Here is a 17,562-nt window from a genome sequence, read left to right on the forward strand (position 1 = left end):
AGTCAGTCCCAGGGCATAGGATTGCAGGTGTGGGGCCGGACCAGGACAAAGAGCAACTCGAAGCGCGTCTTCGGGACCTCCGGCGCAGCAGCATTCTGCATGTGGATATGGACGCGTTCTTCGTCTCCGTGGAATTGCGCGGACGCCCGGAGCTGCGCGGCAGACCTGTCATCGTGGGGTTTCCCGCTGACCGCTCCGTGGTGCTCTCGGCCTCGTATGAAGCGCGGGCTTTCGGCATCAAGTCCGCAATGCCTATGGTCGTAGCGCACCGCATGTGCCCCCAGGCCATCATCATCGAACCCAGGCATAAGCTCTACTACGAAGTTTCCGGGCAGCTGATGTCCATTTTTGAATCCATCACCGAGCTTGTGGAGCCGCTGAGCGTGGACGAGGCCTTCCTCGACGTCGGGGGAGCGATCCGCCGGCTCGGCCCGCCGCAGGACATCGGAGAGCTGATCAGGCGCAGGGTCTCCAACGAATTAGGCATCACCGCCTCGGTGGGCATCGCCGCCAGCAAATTCGTGGCAAAGATCGCCTCGACGCGCTGCAAGCCCGATGGCCTGCTGCTGATCCGGCCCGAGCAGACGGTGCCGTACCTCCATAGTCTCCCGGTCAACGCTCTGTGGGGCGTCGGTGCCAAGACCGCGGACGTGCTTGCGCGGATGGGAATCCGGACTGTCGCTGACGTTGCCGCCACTCCTGTCGCGTCGCTCAAGAAAGCGCTGGGCGCCACGGGCGAACACGTCCACCGGCTGTCGTGGGGCATTGACCCGAGGGCCGTGACCCCCGTCCGGCTGGAGAAGAGCATTGGGGCAGAGGAAACATTTGCCGTGGACACCGCAGACGCCGCCCTGCTCCATAGGGAACTGCTGCGGCTCTCCCACCGGACCGCCGAACGCTTGCGGGCGTCCGGCATGGTTGCGCGGACAGTTGCGCTTAAGCTGCGGTACGCCGATTTCTCCACGGTGACCCGGAGCCGAACGGTGCATGCTCCGGTTGACAGCGCCCAGCTGATCTACGCCGTGGCAGTCCAGCTGCTGGAGTCCCTGGGAAACCGCCCCATGACGGTCCGGCTGGTGGGTGTGCGTGCCGAGCAACTGGAGGCCGCAGCACAGACGTCGCTGCAGCTGAGCTTCGACCGGCGTGATGACAACTGGCGGGCCGCAGAGCAGGCGCTGGACAGGGTGACGGAGAAATTCGGCAGCAAATCCGTGCTTCCGGCGAGGCTGCTGGACCCCGGGGGAGCCTCCGCCAAGATGCCTCCCGGCCGGCCCTGAACGCCGGCTGTACACAGCCGGACCGGGTCCGGAGATTTCGCCGGGTTTTCAGGGGTTATCAAGGTTGCGGTCCGTGAATAGCGTCTTTCACAACACCGCTCAACAAACTATCCTTAGAGATACAAAGATTTCGAACGTCTGGACATGTGTGGATCACCTGACCCGCCAGCGTCCGTATGCTTGGATCCTAGGACCTGCCAACGAAGGACGGCCGGGAACCTGTAAAGCATGCCGGTCGTTGACGTGGCAGGAACAGCTGGTCCCGACCAGTCCGGACGTTGGCCTACTTAAGGAGGTCGTGATGCCGCTCTCGGAGCACGAACAGAAGCTGCTCGAGCAACTCGAGAGGCAACTGCATGAGGACGATCCCAAGTTCGCCAATTCCATGGGCTCGGATGCTGGCCGCACATGGTCCACCCGGCACATCGTGATTGGCGTACTGGCGACCCTGGCAGGAGTCCTGCTCCTCTTGGTGGGGGTTTCCCTGCAGAACATCTTCGTTGGTGTCCTCGGATTTATCGTCATGGGCGCGGGGGTGTACTTCGCCACGATGCGCAGCGCCTCGGCCGGCAAAGCAAAAACCGGCGGGCGCGGAAAGAAGTCCAAAGGCAAAAGCTCATTCATGAACAGCCTTGAAGAGCGCTGGGACGAAAGGCGCCGCGGCGAGTCCTGACCTCCGCGTCCTCCACTTCGCACCACCCGAACTTCCAGCGACCTCCACGTCGCACCACACGACCTCCTCGGTGCACTTGAAACGATGACCCGCTCCGGCGGGTCATTGTTGTTTAATGCTCCCACCGCCTGGCCGGGAACTGCTGGGTGAGGCGTTTTCCCCGGAAGACCGCGGATTGGCAGCCCTTCCGCCCACCTCGCTGGGCCCGGCACCGCGGTGGGGAAGCGACCCTCGGATTGTGCTTCCGCATTTCCCGGTGGGTGGCGTGTACCGCCCCCCGATTTCCCCTCCACTTCCCACCCCGGGCCAGACCCCTGAAAAGACGCGGGAAATGTTTATCCAAGCGGCGGAGAATTCTCCGTGTTGCGTTGACTGTGGGGAGAAGTGGAGTAAAGTGGAGGACGTAAGAGGGTAGTGGCAGCGCGGGGTTGTTCGGCTTCTGACGGCAGACGGGCGGTGGGATGTGTTCCTGGGGACACACTCGCCGCGTCTGGACGAAAAGGGGCGGATCATTCTTCCCGCCAAGTTCCGTGAGGAACTTGCCGGCGGACTTGTTCTCACGCGAGGCCAGGAGCGCTGCATCTATGTCTTTAGCGAGCAGGAATTCGCGAAGGTTCATGAGCAGATCCGGGAGGCTCCCATCTCCAACAAGCAGGCTCGTGACTACATTCGTGTTTTTCTCTCCGGAGCCTCGGACGAGGTACCTGACAAGCAAGGGCGGGTGACTATCCCTCCTGCCCTTCGGGAGTACGCAGGCCTTGGCAGGGAGTTGGCAGTGATTGGTGCCGGCACCCGCGCTGAGATTTGGGACGCCGAGGCCTGGAATGTGTACCTGGCGGAAAAGGAAACCTCCTTCTCCGAAACCGACAACCCCATCGCCGGAATTCTCTGAGTGCCGGCACGAAACATCTGACCTGTTTCTTGGACGAGATCTCCAGCCGCCCATCCAACCGTCCTCCTGGCTCACTTCCCCGGAGCCAGGCGGTCACCAGGATAGGCGCGGATGGGGATCTGGCTTAAGAAACAACCCGAGGCAAGCTAGGAAGGACGAAGGTATGAACGAACACGACCCCAAACCGACGTCCGAACGCCATGTGCCGGTCCTGAAGGACCGGTGCATCAATTTGTTGGCCCCGGGATTCGAGGCGGCACGCCTGCGCGGCGAGACTCCGGTGGCAATCGACGCCACTCTGGGAATGGGCGGCCATTCGGAAGCCATGCTCCAGCGCTTCCCCGACCTCCACCTGGTGGGGATCGACCGCGACGAAGAGGCTCTGGCCCTCGCCGGTGAGCGGCTGAAGCCGTTCGCCCAGCGCACCGACCTTGTCCACGCTGTCTACGACGAAATTGCCGAGGTCCTCGAAGACCTGGGCATTTCCGAGGTCCACGGCATCTTGATGGACCTGGGCGTATCTTCCCTGCAGCTGGACGAGCGGGAACGCGGGTTTGCCTACTCGTTTGATGCTCCGTTGGACATGCGGATGGACACCAGCCGCGGACAGACGGCGGCCGACGTCGTGAACAATTACAGCGAAGAAGACCTGGTGAGGATCATCCGCAAGTGGGGTGAGGAGAAGTTCGCAGGCCGCATCGCCAACCGGATTGTCGCGGCCCGCGCCATGAAGCCGTTTGCCACCACCGGCGAACTCGTGGAGCAGATCCGGGCTGTTGTCCCCTCCTCTGCCGCCAAGTCAGGGGGGCACCCGGCCAAGCGGACGTTCCAGGCCCTGCGGATAGAGGTCAATGAGGAACTGGACGTGCTCGAACGTGCCGTCCCCGCGGCGGTGGACGCCGTTGCCCTGGGCGGACGGATTGTCGTGATGTCCTACCACTCGCTTGAGGACAAGATCGTGAAAAGCGTCTTCCAAGCGGGTTCCAAGTCGTCGGCTCCGCTGGGATTCCCGGTTGAACTCGAAGAACACAAGGCCGAACTCAAGACCCTTACCAAAGGCACCGAGGTGCCTACCGCCGTCGAGATCGCGGAGAATCCGCGCGCAGCTTCTGCCCGGCTGCGCGCAGTGGAACGCATCAGAGCCAGGAGAGCCGCATGAGCGCCGCAGCTGTCAAGAACTTCACCGTCTCCTCCGGCCGGACCGCCGGGGACGTGGACACCGGGCTGTCCGGAGCCCGCAAGGCACGTACGCCGCTGTCGGTGGTCCGGTCCCTTCCCAGGAAACGCCGGGCCCCCTTCGTGGTTCTGTGCTTTGGCATGCTGGCCGTCGCCCTGATGGCCGTGCTCGTCCTCAATATCTCTGTGTCCACTGCCCAGTATCAGCTGGTGAAGCTCCGCAGTGAACAGACTGCGCTCACCAAGCAGAACCAGGATCTGACACAGCAGGTCCAAAACTTCGAAGCTCCGCAGAATCTGGCGGCCAAGGCCACACAATTGGGAATGGTTGCTTCCACCGGCAAGGGCCAGATTGATCTGTCCACGTTGACTGTCAGCGGAACGGCCAAGCCGGCCGTCAAGGGCGACTCCGCGGGAGCAGTCATTGCTGCACCTGCCGTCCCCGGCCAGCTCAACGTCGTGCCGCCGGCCAGCACCAACGAACCATTGGAAAGCCGGCGACCTGCAGCAGACGAGGGCGGCGCGGCACCGGCTGCAGCGGCACCCGTGGCCGCGGCGAAACCGGCGGCGGTCCTCAACGGAGGAACCATCCCGGCACCGGCACAAAAGGCGCCGGGGCAGTAACTGGCAGGGCGGACGTGGCTAGCAGCCAGCAAGGCAAGCAGTAAGGGATGATCGTGGCGCAAGGCAAGGCAAGCAGGCAGAAAGTCCCGAACGCTACCAAGCGGCTGCGCCTCGGACTCAGCATCATGCTGGCATTGCTCGTGGTGGTGGGCGGAAAACTCTTCCTGGTCCAGGGACTCGACGTCGGTGGCATGGCAGAGGCTGCACTGGACAACCGCCTGCGGCCGACGGTGCTGCCCGCGGAACGCGGCAGCATTGTGGACGCAAACGGCACGGTGCTGGCCAACAGCGTGATCCGCTACAACATCACGGTTGACCAAGCCGTCAATACCAAGACGGAATCCTTCAAACGGCTTGAGAATGTCAACGGTGAAGAGGAACTCGTCACGATTTCCCGCGACCAGGGGATCTCTGAGCTTGCCGCCGTCCTGGGCATGAATGCCGATGACGTGCGGAACGCCGTCACAGGCAAGAAGACGTACTACATCGTGGCCAAAGACCTTAAGCCCGACGTTGAAGACCGCGTATCCAAGCTGCAGATTCCGGGCATATTCTCGGAGGGAACCAGCAAACGCGTCTACCCGAACGGCTCGGTGGCCGGCGGCATCGTCGGCTTCCTGGAGAACGGCGATAAAGGGCAGGCCGGACTCGAGCAGACCCAGGACGGGATCCTCAGGGGGACTCCCGGCAAGCGCCTGTTCGAGATCGGCGCGGACGGCCTCCGGATCCCCGTGGGCGTGGACCAGCTGACGCCGGCGCAGGACGGCAAGGACGTCAAGCTCACCCTCAATTCCGACATCCAGTACTTCGCGCAGCAGGCCATCCAGAGCCAGGCTGACAAGCTGAGTGCCGAATGGGGCGTCATCATCGTCTCGGACATCAAGACCGGCAACCTCATTGCCATGGCAGACACCAACGCACCCGACCCCAACGATCCTGGCAAAGTGGCGGCCAAGGACCGCGGCGTCCGGGCCGTGACCGCAGCCTACGAGCCCGGATCCGTGGAGAAACCGCTTGTTGCCTCCGCGCTGATCCAGGAAGGCAAGTCCAGCCCGCTGGACACCTTCACGATCCCGCCCTCCCTGGTGATCGACGGCCAGCAGTTCGATGACGCGTTTTCCCATGGCACGGAGCGAAGGACTCTCGCCGGTATCATCGGCTACTCCATGAACACGGGAACCGTGATGGCGGGCAGCCGCATGACCAAGGATCAGCGGCACGACTGGCTGCAGAAGTTCGGCATCGGGGAGACGCCGGAGATCGGACTTCCAGCCGAAGCGAAAGGCATTTTGACTCCGGCGGCGCAATGGGACGATCGGCAGCAATACACTGTGCTATTCGGCCAGGGCGTGTCTCAGTCGACGCTGCAGACCGTGCGTGCCTACCAGACTATTGCAAATGACGGCGTCATGCTGCAGCCCCGGCTGATAGACAGCTACATCAGTCCCGACGGCAGCGAAGAGAAGGTGCCGGCCAAGCCCTCCCGCCAGGTCGTCTCCAAGAACACTGCCAAGCAGGTCCGGGACATGCTGGAAAGCGCCGTCACCGAGGGCGAAATCAAGGAAGCGGCCCTCGACGGTTACCGCGTCGGAGCCAAGACAGGAACATCCGAATCGCCGTGCGATGACGGAACGGCCGGGTTCTGCGGCTACACCGCTTCTATCCTGGGAATGGCGCCGATGGACGATCCGCGGTTTATTGTTGAGGTGGTCCTGCAGCGGCCCAAGGGTTCCATTTACGGCATCACCAACGGGCCTGTGTTCCGTTCGGTCATGAGCCAGGTATTGCGGACGTACAACGTTCCGCCGTCCAAGGGCGCACCGGTCAGACTGCCGCAGTACGCCAAGTAACACGCCGCTTAATCACGACCGCGGTACACGTGAACGCTTCGTTCTGCCGTGTCCGTTGGTCCACTAAAACCAACGGAGATCCACTTGTCAGAGCACAATGCCCCCGGCGCTGCCGATGCCACGGACGGGCAGACGGCCCGCAGCGGTTTCCGGCCCACGGCCGTCGCCGCAGTCGAGCTGGGTGTCATCGGCCAGTCGGTCGGCGTCACGGTGGCCGGAGCCTCGGCCTCCGTCCAGGTCACCGGGATCTCCCTCAATTCGCGTACGGTGGAGCGCGGCGATCTCTACGTGGCGCTGCCGGGTTCCACCCGGCACGGCGCGGACTTCGCCGCGACCGCCATTGAGTCCGGCGCGGTCGCCGTGCTGACGGACGACGCCGGAGCGCGGCTCCTTGCGCTGTCACCCGACGTTTCCGTACCGGTACTTGTGGTGGACGGGCCGCGCGCCGTGGTGGGCCTCCTGTCCGCGCTGATTTACCGGAGCCAGGCCGGGGACGGCTCTCGGCCGTCGCTTTTCGGCGTCACGGGCACCAACGGCAAGACCACCACTACATACTTCGTCAACTCGCTGCTGCAGGCCCTGGGTAAGAAGACCGGCCTGATCGGCACCATCGAGATCTTGGCCGGCGGCGAACCGATTCCCAGCCTTCTGACGACGCCGGAATCCACCGACGTCCATGCCCTGCTCGCACTGATGCGCGAACGGGGACTCGATGCGGCGTCTATGGAAGTGTCCTCACACGCGGTCGAGTTCCGCCGGGTTGATGGTGTGGTGTTCGACGTCGTCGGCTTCACGAACCTCACCCAGGACCACCTTGACCTGCACGGAACCATGGACGAGTACTTCCGCACAAAAGCGGAGCTTTTTACGCCGGAGCGCGCCCGCGCCGCCGTCGTAACGGTCGACGACGATTGGGGGCGCCGCCTCGCCGCGGAGACCAAGCTCCCGGTCACCACGCTTTCCACGCTGCCGCTAGTCGGAACGAAGGATTCCTCCCCTTCCGCTGAGCGCTCCGACTGGACCGTCACCGACCCGCGGCCCCGCGGCCTCGGGACCGAATTTACCCTTCGGGGCCGCACGGGCGTGGAGCTGAGGGTTCACACCGGGCTGCCCGGAAGCTTCAACGTCTCCAATGCCGCGCTTGCGTTGGCCATGGTCCTGTCGGCCGGAGCGGACGCGGCCGACGTGCAGGCTGCCCTCGACGCCGCCGACCCGTTCACCGTCGCGGTGCCCGGCAGGATGCAACTCGTTTCCGCCAAGCCTGCCGCCGTGGTTGACTTTGCGCACAATCCCGATGCGCTGGCCCGTGCGCTGGAGGCCGTCAGGTCAACCGAACCTTCGTCCCGGGTCATTGTCGTCTTCGGCGCCACCGGGCAGCGGGACCAGGGCAAACGGCCTGCCATGGGGGCCATCGCGGCGCGGCTTGCCGACGTTGTGATAATTAGCGACGACGACCCGCATGACGAGGACGCCGCTTCCATCCGGGCTGATGTGCTGGTCGGAGCCACGGACGCGAAGGAGACCGAACAGCTCGACTGCCGGATCCTGGAGGTCTTCCCCCGCGACGAGGCCATCCGCAAGGCTGTTGAACTGGCAGCCCCGGAGGACACAATCCTCGTTGCCGGGCGGGGACACGAAGTGTGGCAGGAGGTCAAGGGAGTGAACCTTGCCCTTGACGACAGGGTGGAGCTCCGGAAAGCCTTGACGGCACAAGGATTCACCGTTCTTGAAGACGACCGGATAGAGTCCTAGACCGACATGATTGCATTTACTGCGGCGGAAATCGCCGAAATCACCAGCGGCCGACTCCTCGCCGAACCCGGCATAACTCCTGGCTCGGTGGTCACCGACTCCCGCGAAGCCATTAACGGTTCGCTGTACGTGGCAAAGCCGGGCGAAAATGCCGACGGGCACAGTTTCATGGGAGCGGCCTTTGACCGCGGCGCCGTGCTGGCACTTGCCGAACGCGACGTCACCGACGCCGCCGGGCGAAGCTATCCGGCCGTGGTGGTCGAAGACGCCGTGCTGGCCATGGGTGCCCTCGCGGCCGAGAGCGTCCGCCGGATCAGGACACGCCGCGAGGCTGCAGGCGAACAGCTCACGGTCATCGGCATTACAGGTTCGGCCGGCAAGACCACCACCAAGGACCTCCTGTCCGGCATCCTTTCCACCGAGGGCAACACCGTGGCGCCCCAGGGGTCCTACAACGGGGAAGTGGGCGTGCCCCTCACGGTATTCCAGGCCGGCTTTGACACCCGGTTCCTCGTCATCGAGATGGGTGCTACGAGCATCGGCCACATCACCTACCTGAGCCAGATGGTCCAACCGGAAATCGGCGTGGTCCTGGGTGTGGGAACGGCCCACGCCGGCGAATTCGGTGGGGTGGACAACATCGCGACCGCCAAGGGGGAACTCGTAGAAGCACTGCCTGCAGCCGGCACCGCCGTCCTGAACCTGGACGATCCCCGCGTGGCGCCCATGTCCGGACGCACACGAGCCGCGGTGTTCGGTTTCTCCTCCCGGAACGCCGCTGCAGACGGACCGGTCGCCAGAGCCCTGAACCTGGACACCAACGCCTCCGGCCATCCCGAGTTTGACCTTGAACTGCCGGGGGAGGAGCCCGTCGGCGTCACCAGCAGGCTCATCGGCGAGCACCATGTCGCCAACCTGCTCGCGGCGGCAGCTGCTGCCCACGCCGCCGGCATCCCCGCGGCCCGCATCGCGGCGTCCCTCAGCTCCCAGTCGGCCGCCAGCCGCTGGCGCATGGAACGGACCGAACGCGCCGACGGAGTGACCGTTATCAACGACGCCTACAACGCCAACCCGGAATCCATGCGGGCAGCACTGCGGACGCTGGCCGACCTTGGCCGCGGCCGCCGCACCTGGGCAGTACTCGGAGCCATGCTCGAACTGGGCGACGAGTCCATTCGTGAACACACCGTCGTCGGCACCCAAGTGGTGCGGCTGAACATCTCACGCCTGCTGGTGGTGGGACGGGAGGCACGGTCGCTGTACGTCTCCGCCATCCAGGAAGGCTCGTGGGGAGAGGAATGCATCTTCGCTGAGACCGTGGATGAGGCCTTTGACGTGCTGCAAGCGCAGCTGGAACCCGGCGACCTGGTGCTGTTCAAGTCCTCGAACAGCGTGGGACTCCGCCATTTGGGCGATCGGATAGCATTACCCCCACAAACCCGCGCAACCGCCAACGAAGGGAGCGAGCAGCTGTGATTGCACTATTGATCGGCGCTGGCCTGGCCCTGCTGATGGCATTGGTGGGAACACCGCTGTTCATCCGCCTGTTGGTCCACAAGAGCTATGGCCAGTTCATCCGGGACGACGGTCCAACCTCGCACCATACCAAGCGCGGCACGCCCACCATGGGCGGAACTGTGGTGGTGGCGGCGGTCCTGCTCAGCTACGGACTGACGCACCTCATCATGTGGATGCTGAATCCGCGGTCCGCGGGCCCATCTGCCTCGGCCCTGCTCCTGCTGTTCCTGATGGTGGGCATGGGCCTGGTGGGTTTCCTGGACGACTTCATCAAGATTTCGCGGCAGCGAAGCCTTGGCCTGGACGCCAAGGCCAAGCTGATTCTGCAGGGCGCAGTGGGCATTATCTTCGCCGTGATGGCACTAAACTTTCCCGACCCGGACGGACTTACCCCGGCGTCCACAAAGATTTCACTGGTCCGTGACATCCCGTGGCTTGACCTCGCCTTCGGCGGGACGGTGATCGGGGCGATTCTCTTCGTTCTGTGGTCAAACCTGATCGTCACCGCTGCCACCAACGGCGTCAACCTGACTGACGGGCTGGACGGCCTGGCGGCGGGTGCTGCGGTGATGGTCTTCGGCGCCTATACACTCATGGGCATCTGGCAGAGTAACCAGGCCTGCGGTTCGCCACGGCAGGCCGGAAGCGGCTGCTATTCCGTCAGGGATCCCCTTGACCTTGCTCTCCTGGCCGCCATCATGAGCGCGGCGCTCGTGGGCTTCCTCTGGTGGAACACCTCACCTGCCAAGATCTTCATGGGTGACACCGGATCCCTCGCGATCGGAGGCGCCATCGCCGGCTTTGCCATCCTGTCGCGGACCGAGCTGCTGCTCGCGTTCATCGGTGGTCTGTTCGTACTCATCACCCTTTCAGTCATTATCCAGGTGGGTTACTTCAAGGTGACCAAGGGAAAGCGGTTCTTCAAGATGGCTCCGCTTCAGCACCACTTCGAGCTGAAAGGCTGGGCCGAAGTCACCGTGGTCGTCCGCTTCTGGATCCTGGCCGGCTTGTTTGTCGCCGCGGGTCTGGGCATCTTCTACGCAGAATGGGTGGTCCTGCTGTGAGCGGCACCGCAACCGGAGCGGACAGGCTGAAGGACCTCGTCAGCTGGGACTCCGACTGGGCCGGGCTTCGCGTCGTGGTCACGGGCATCGGCGTTTCAGGCTTCTCGGCCGCCGACACGCTGATCGAATTGGGGGCCCGCGTTGTCGTGGTGGATGCTGCCACGTCCGAAACGGCCAGTGCAAAGGCGGACACCCTCAGGATCGTCGGGGCCGCCGACGTCCTCCTGGGGGATGACGCCGTCACGTCGGTACCGAAAATCGACGGCATGAAGCCGGACCTGATCGTGACGTCGCCAGGCTGGCGGCCGGACCAGGCCCTGCTCGCCGCTGCCGCCCGCGCGCACATTCCAGTGTGGGGCGACGTCGAACTCGCCTGGCGCCTGCGGATCCGCGAAGGGCGCAAGACGCCGGACTGGCTGACCATCACCGGAACAAACGGGAAGACGACGACGGTCGGCCTGACCGAGTCAATGCTGCGGGCAGCGGGACTCAAGGCAGTCGCTGTCGGCAATGTCGGCACACCAATCCTTGACGCCCTCCGGGATCCCGTGGAGTACGACGTTTTCGCGGTGGAGCTGTCCAGTTTCCAGCTGCACTGGTGCGAGTCAGTTTCGGCAGTCGCGAGCGTTTGCCTCAACGTGGCCGAGGACCACGTGGACTGGCACGGTTCCTACACGTCCTACCTTGCGGACAAAGCCAAGATCTACGAGCACACGCAGAAGGCCTGCATCTACAACGCCGAACAAATCGAAACCGAACGCATGGTGGAGGACGCGGACGTCGTGGAGGGCTGCCGGGCCGTCGGCTTCACCACCGTCACACCAGCCATCAGCATGGTGGGCGTCGTGGAGGGCCTGCTCGTGGACCGCGCGTTCATTGCTGAGCGCAGGGACAGCGCGGCCGAGCTTGCCTCGATGGCTGATCTCGGCCCCGTGGCCCCCCGGCACATGGTGGCCAATGCGCTGGCCGCGGCTGCCCTGGTGCGGGCGTACGGGCTCAGCCCCGAAAACGTGCGGCAGGGGCTGAAATCCTACATTCCCGGGAACCACCGCATCCAGCCCGTGGCCAAGCATAACGGTGTACTCTGGATCAACGACTCCAAAGCCACCAACCCCCATGCTGCCGCCGCATCGCTGTCGGCCTTCGACCCCGTTGTCTGGATCGCCGGCGGCCTCTCCAAGGGCGTCAGCTACGACGAACTGGTCCGCGGCCACTCCCGCCGGCTCAAGGCCGTAGTGCTCATCGGCAGGGACACCGCGGCGCTCGAGGAGTCGCTGCAGCGACACGCTCCGGATGTACCGGTCATCCGGCCGGTCACGGGCGACACTGAAAATGTGCAGTCTGCCGGAACGGGCCATGACGCCGCGCAGCTTTCGTCAGAATCCGGCGAGGCGGTGATGGCACTGGCCGTCGCGTCGGCGGCACAGCTCGCCACCTCAGGCGACACTGTGCTCATGGCCCCGGCGGCTGCCTCCATGGATCAGTTCTCTTCCTACGCTCACCGTGGCGACGCCTTCATTGAAGCAGTCCGCGAGCTCGTGGAAGGGCAGGCTCAGACCGGCAAGGAGTAAGAATGGTCAGCACGCCCACACGTCCCGCGGCAGCCAAGCCGCGGACGGCGGATACAGTCCGCGGGGCTGCCCCCCAGCCCTCCCGCACACCGGCCGCCCGCACCAAACAGCGTTCCGGGCAGACCAAACCTGCCGGACGAAGCAGGCCTGCCGGACAATCGCGGCCCGCCGGCAGCACAGCGCTGCAGCGGCCGCCGGCACTGGCCAGGCTCCTGCGCTGGTACCGCCGCTTCTGGTCCGCCCTGGAGGGAACCGGGAAATCACGGAACGGCTCGACCTACTACCTCATCCTGGGGGCTACCCTCGCACTGACGGCGATCGGCATCATGATGGTGCTCTCCGCGTCCAGCGTGGAGGCCATCGCGGCAGGGGAGTCGCCCTACACGGCGGCCCTGAAGCAGGGGCTGTTCGCGGGGATCGGCATCTTCTTCATGTTCATGCTGTCGCGGATCAACGTGGTCTGGCTGAAGCGGCTGGCGTGGCCGGGCATCATCCTCGCCTACGGCCTCCTGGGGCTGGTGCTGCTAATCGGTACTACTGTTAACGGCAACAAGAACTGGATCGAAGTAGGCTCGTTCTTCACACTGCAGCCGTCCGAGGCGGCCAAGCTAGCCTTGGCCCTGTGGATGGCCACCGTGCTGGCCAAGAAATCCAAACTGATCCACCGCTGGCAGCATGCCGTGGTTCCGGTAGTGCCGCTGGCACTCGGCATCATCGGACTCGTCCTCGCCGGAAACGACCTCGGTACGGGCATGATCATCATGATGATCATGGCCGCAGCGCTGTTTTTCGCGGGGGTGCGCCTCTACCTCTTCGGCTTTGCAGCGGTCGCCGGCATACTGGCCACGGCCGTCATGGCCATGACGAGCTCAAACCGCATGTGCCGCATCACTTCGTGGTGGACGGGACAGTCCTGCGGAGACGGCACGGACGCCAACTACCAGTCAACCAACGGCCTGTACGGGCTGGCCTCCGGCGGCTGGTTCGGTGTCGGGCTGGGCCAGAGCCGGCAAAAGTACAGCTGGATACCAGAAGCGCACAACGACTTCATTTTCGCCATCATCGGTGAGGAACTCGGGCTGGTGGGGACCGTCGTCGTACTGATCCTCTTTGCCATCCTCGGTGCCGCGATCTACCGTGTGGTGGTGGCCCAGGAGGACCTGTTCCACCGGGTCCTCGCGGGCACCATCATGGTCTGGCTTCTGGGCCAGGCCACGGTGAACATGGCAGTGGTCACCGGCCTCGTCCCGGTGATCGGCGTTCCGTTGCCTTTCATTTCCTACGGCGGGTCGGCCCTGCTCATGTCGCTCTGCGCAATCGGCGTAGTGTTGTCCCTGGCCCGGGTCCAGATGGCGCCCAACCTCCGGCCCAGGAAACTGCTGGGCCCGCTCCGCAAGCCCGGACGCAAGAAATCCCGTACGAAAGCGTAAACAGCACCTGATGAAAACCGAGTCTTTGTCCGTGGTCCTCGCCGGCGGTGGAACGGCGGGGCATGTCAATCCGCTGCTCGCCATCGCGTCCGCCATCCGTGAGGCGCGTCCGGACGCCCGGCTGCTCGCTGTCGGAACATCCGCGGGCATGGAGACCAGACTGGTTCCTGCCGCGGGGATCGAGCTTGCCACCATTGACCGCGTTCCGTTCCCGCGCCGGCCCTCTCCGGATTTGCTGCGTCTGCCTGCCCGCCTGGCCGGTGCCGTGAAGCAGGCCGGCCGCATCCTTGATGACGCCCGGGCTGATGTCCTGGTGGGGGTGGGCGGCTACGTCTGCACGCCCATGTACCTCGCGGCCTGGCGGCGCAGCATTCCGATTGTCATCCACGAAGCCAACGCCCGTCCCGGACTGGCAAACAGGGTGGGTGCGCGGCTGAGCAGGCACGTGGCCGTGGCCTTCGCCGGCACGCCGCTGCGGAATGCCCGTCATGTCGGCATGCCCATGCGCCGGGAAGTTTCTGCCCTGGTCAGGGAATCGGCCCGCGGTGCAGCCCTTGCCGCCCTTGGACTGCAGCCCGAAAAGCCCGTGCTCATCGTGACGGGCGGCTCGTCCGGCGCCCAGAGCATCAACCGGACGGTAGCCGCGTCGCTCGGTGCCCTGGCAGAGGCCGGGATCCAGACGCTCCACATCACCGGCCGGGGCAAGTCAATCGAGGACAGCGAAGGCAACGCCCTCCAGGCCGACGGCTACCGGCAGCTCGAATACGTTGACGGCATGGAGTCGGTCTACGCCGCAGCGGACCTTCTGCTGGCCCGTGCGGGTGCAGCCACGGTGAGCGAAGTCGCCGCCGTGGGGGTTCCCGCTGTGTTCGTTCCGCTGCCCATCGGCAACGGCGAGCAAGCCCTCAATGCTGACGGGCTGGTGCAGGCCGGGGGCGCACTGCTGGTGGCGGACCGTGACTTCACGCCGGAATGGGTCCGGAGCCGGCTCATTCCCCTCCTGACCGACCGGGCGAGGCTCGATTCCATGGCAGCGAACTCCGAAAACCTAGGCATCAGGGATGCCGACCGGCTCATGGCCGGTCTTGTACTGGAAGCGGTATCCAAATGACCAGCAACGGCACACTGAGCCAGGACTCGCTTGGCCGCGTGCACTTCATCGGCATCGGCGGCGTCGGCATGTCCGCCGTGGCCCGGATCATGGTGGCCAGGGGCGTGCCGGTGAGCGGTTCGGACGCGAAAGACCTGCCGGTCATGGCAGACCTTGCCGCGGCCGGAGCCAGGATTTCCGTGGGATACGCCGCCGCCAACCTCGGCGACGCCGAGACCGTGGTGGCGGGGTCGGCCATCCGGGCTGACAATCCCGAGCTGGCCGCCGCCCAAGCTGCCGGGTTGCCGGTCCTCCACCGTTCGGAGGCCCTGGCGGCCACGATGGCCGACGACCTCGTGGTCGCCGTGGCCGGCACGCACGGGAAGTCCACCACCACGTCCATGATCGCCGTTCTTCTCCAGGGTGCGGGCCTGGATCCGTCCTTCGCCATCGGGGCCAACGTCCCGTCGCTCGGAGTTAACGCGGCCCACGGCAGCACCAGTGTGTTCGTGGCCGAAGCGGACGAATCCGACGGGTCCTTTCTCAACTACCGCCCGCAGATCGCCGTGGTCACGAACGTCGAACCGGACCACCTGGACCATTACGGCACCGCCGAGGCGGTCTATGAATCGTTCGACCGTTTCACGGAGCTGCTGCCCGCTGACGGCGTGCTCGTGGCATGCGCGGACGACGCCGGGGCGCTGGCTCTGGCGCGGCGCACGAGACAGCGGGGCAACACCCGGGTGGTGCTGTACGGCACCTCCGACGACGCCGACTTGCGCCTCTTCGACGGTGGCCCCGGCAATGTCAGCATCGCGACGGCGGCAGGACAGGTTCCGCTTGCGCTCCAAGTCCCCGGACGCCACAACGCGCTCAATGCCGCCGCGGCAATGGCGGTGGCGCTCGAGCTGGGGGTAGGGGCGGCGAAGGCGGCCTCCGCCCTGGCAGGGTTCTCCGGCGCGTCACGCCGGTTCGAGTTCAAGGGTGAAGGCAGGGGAGTGCGGGTCTACGATGACTACGCCCACCATCCCACCGAGGTCCGCGCGGCCCTGGCCGCGGCGCGCTCCGTCGCCGGGGGCCACAAGGTGCACGTCCTCTTCCAGCCGCACCTGTTCTCCAGGACGAGGGAATTTGCCGAGGAGTTCGCCGATGCCCTCAACGCGGCTGACACCGCCCTGGTGCTGGACATCTATCCCGCGCGGGAGGATCCCATCCCCGGCGTGACCAGCGAACTCATCGCCACACACCTTGGGGCCGGAGGACGCCGGGTCGCAGGCGGTGCAGCAGCAGTCGAAGCCATGGACGCAGCCGCGCAGCCGGGCGACATCATCCTGACAGCGGGCGCCGGAGACGTGACCGCGTACGGGCCCCTCATCGTGGAGTCGCTCAGTGGCTAGCACGCGCCGGCCCACCTACCGGCCCGTCAGCTCCGGAAACCGGGACAAAACGCCGGAAGCCAGTGGGGAGCAGCGGCCGGGCGTCATCTCCGCGTCCAAGAGCGCACCCGCTGACCCGTCGCATGACCACGGCCAGGAACGCCGCCCGGAGCCAGCGAAGCGGCAGCAGGGCACCAAAAAGCAGGGCACTAAACGGCAGGGCACCAAGCCCGGGCATGAGGCGTCCGGGAAGGGCACGGCAGCACCGCTGGCGGCTGCAAAGCGGCCGTGGGGAATGCGCACGCTTAGGCAGGCGGCTCCGGACGGCGCGGCGTCCGCGACAACCGGATCCGGCAGCGCCGAGGCTGACAACGTGCTTGCGTTCCCCGAGCCCAAGGGCAAACGGATCAGGCGGAACATCATTGTGGCCGCCTGCGTGGCGGCTGCACTTGTGGCGGGCCTGCTCCTGGCGGCCGTCTACTCCCCGGTGCTCGCGGTCAAGTCAGTGACGGTGAGCGGCACCAAGCTGCTCAAGGCCAAGCAGGTCCAGGCCGCCCTCAAGCCGCTTGAAGGCAAACCCCTGCCGCAAGTGAGCGATGAGGAAGTCAGCAGACTGCTGAAACCACTCGTCCAGATCAAGTCGGTAACCACGCAGGCGCACCCTCCTTCAGTCCTCGTGGTCCAGGTGCAGGAGCGCGTCCCCGTAGCGCTGGTGAAGCGGGGCCAGGAATACCTCCTGGTGGATGTGGACGGCGTGCGCCTCAGCACCACGGCCGATCCCGAAGCGGTGCAGCTGCCGGTGATTGACGGCGGAGCAGGCACCATCGGCAAGGACCTCTTCCAGGCCACCACAGCGGTCCTCGGTGCCCTGCCGCCAAGCGTGCTGGGCAGGCTGTCCAACGCTTCTGCAAAGTCCGTGGACGCGGTGGAGCTGAAGCTGGTAGACGGCCAGACGATCATCTGGGGCAACGCGGGGGAGCGGGAACTGAAGGCGCGGGTGCTGGAAGCCCTTCTCAAGGTTCCTGCAGACCCGGCCAATCCGGTCAATACTTACGACATCAGTGTGCCGCGGCACCCGGTGACGCGCTGATCCGCTCTATTTCGCGGTGATTAGTACGACACGCGGTGGTGGTCATTGAATGTACGAAGCATAGGAAATAGCGTCACAGACATGAGTTACTTGACATAACTATAACCTTCAACTCGAAGGTTAAGGTTCAAAGCTTCAAGCTCGACTCCATCAGTTTTCGCAATAGGACACGAACAAGG

The 17,562-nt window shown here is 65.0% G+C and carries 14 protein-coding genes; all 14 read left to right on the forward strand.

Features of this window, described 5'->3' with window-relative positions; all coding sequences use genetic code 11:
• Positions 1–29 precede the first annotated feature (29 nt).
• The 14 genes from dinB (at position 30) to AC1DD3_RS15220 (ending at position 17,383) form a co-directional block, all read left to right on the forward strand.
• The gene (gene dinB / locus AC1DD3_RS15155; protein WP_230117683.1) at positions 30–1,277 is read left to right on the forward strand and encodes a DNA polymerase IV; all 1,248 of its coding nucleotides are present in this window, start codon (positions 30–32) and stop codon (positions 1,275–1,277) included.
• Between the two features lie 301 nt (positions 1,278–1,578).
• Positions 1,579–1,950, forward strand: coding sequence for a DUF3040 domain-containing protein (locus AC1DD3_RS15160; RefSeq protein ID WP_230117682.1), 372 nt, complete (start codon positions 1,579–1,581; stop codon positions 1,948–1,950).
• A gap of 463 nt (positions 1,951–2,413) precedes the next feature.
• Positions 2,414–2,842, forward strand: coding sequence for a division/cell wall cluster transcriptional repressor MraZ (gene mraZ, locus AC1DD3_RS15165; RefSeq protein WP_230117681.1), 429 nt, complete (start codon positions 2,414–2,416; stop codon positions 2,840–2,842).
• Between the two features lie 163 nt (positions 2,843–3,005).
• On the forward strand, positions 3,006–4,001 hold the full coding sequence (rsmH, locus tag AC1DD3_RS15170) for a 16S rRNA (cytosine(1402)-N(4))-methyltransferase RsmH (protein WP_230117680.1): 996 nt from the start codon (positions 3,006–3,008) through the stop codon (positions 3,999–4,001).
• A complete protein-coding gene (gene ftsL / locus AC1DD3_RS15175) occupies positions 3,998–4,642 on the forward strand; it encodes a cell division protein FtsL (protein WP_230117679.1) in 645 nt (214 codons plus the stop codon). Before rsmH ends, ftsL begins: the two co-directional genes overlap by 4 nt.
• Positions 4,643–4,689: 47 nt before the next feature.
• A complete protein-coding gene (locus AC1DD3_RS15180) occupies positions 4,690–6,492 on the forward strand; it encodes a peptidoglycan D,D-transpeptidase FtsI family protein (protein ID WP_230117678.1) in 1,803 nt (600 codons plus the stop codon).
• A gap of 84 nt (positions 6,493–6,576) precedes the next feature.
• A complete protein-coding gene (locus tag AC1DD3_RS15185) occupies positions 6,577–8,244 on the forward strand; it encodes a UDP-N-acetylmuramoyl-L-alanyl-D-glutamate--2,6-diaminopimelate ligase (protein ID WP_476882024.1) in 1,668 nt (555 codons plus the stop codon).
• Positions 8,245–8,250: 6 nt separating this feature from the next.
• Positions 8,251–9,720, forward strand: a complete 1,470-nt coding sequence (locus AC1DD3_RS15190) for a UDP-N-acetylmuramoyl-tripeptide--D-alanyl-D-alanine ligase (RefSeq protein WP_476882025.1) — start codon at positions 8,251–8,253, stop codon at positions 9,718–9,720.
• On the forward strand, positions 9,717–10,826 hold the full coding sequence (gene mraY / locus AC1DD3_RS15195) for a phospho-N-acetylmuramoyl-pentapeptide-transferase (RefSeq protein ID WP_230117675.1): 1,110 nt from the start codon (positions 9,717–9,719) through the stop codon (positions 10,824–10,826). The genes AC1DD3_RS15190 and mraY overlap by 4 nt, the downstream gene beginning before the upstream one ends.
• On the forward strand, positions 10,808–12,397 hold the full coding sequence (gene murD / locus AC1DD3_RS15200; protein ID WP_230117674.1) for a UDP-N-acetylmuramoyl-L-alanine--D-glutamate ligase: 1,590 nt from the start codon (positions 10,808–10,810) through the stop codon (positions 12,395–12,397). Before mraY ends, murD begins: the two co-directional genes overlap by 19 nt.
• Before the next feature lie 2 nt (positions 12,398–12,399).
• Entirely contained in the window at positions 12,400–13,827 is a 1,428-nt protein-coding gene (ftsW, locus tag AC1DD3_RS15205; protein ID WP_230117673.1) for a putative lipid II flippase FtsW, read from the forward strand.
• A gap of 10 nt (positions 13,828–13,837) precedes the next feature.
• The gene (gene murG, locus AC1DD3_RS15210) at positions 13,838–14,938 is read left to right on the forward strand and encodes an undecaprenyldiphospho-muramoylpentapeptide beta-N-acetylglucosaminyltransferase (protein WP_230117672.1); all 1,101 of its coding nucleotides are present in this window, start codon (positions 13,838–13,840) and stop codon (positions 14,936–14,938) included.
• A complete protein-coding gene (murC, locus tag AC1DD3_RS15215; RefSeq protein ID WP_230117671.1) occupies positions 14,935–16,314 on the forward strand; it encodes a UDP-N-acetylmuramate--L-alanine ligase in 1,380 nt (459 codons plus the stop codon). The genes murG and murC overlap by 4 nt, the downstream gene beginning before the upstream one ends.
• Positions 16,307–17,383: a cell division protein FtsQ/DivIB gene (locus tag AC1DD3_RS15220; protein WP_476882026.1), complete on the forward strand. Its 1,077-nt coding sequence runs from the start codon at positions 16,307–16,309 to the stop codon at positions 17,381–17,383. Before murC ends, AC1DD3_RS15220 begins: the two co-directional genes overlap by 8 nt.
• The last annotated feature ends 179 nt before the right edge of the window (positions 17,384–17,562 follow it).

The organism is Arthrobacter sp. 05T444 (genome assembly GCF_056395905.1).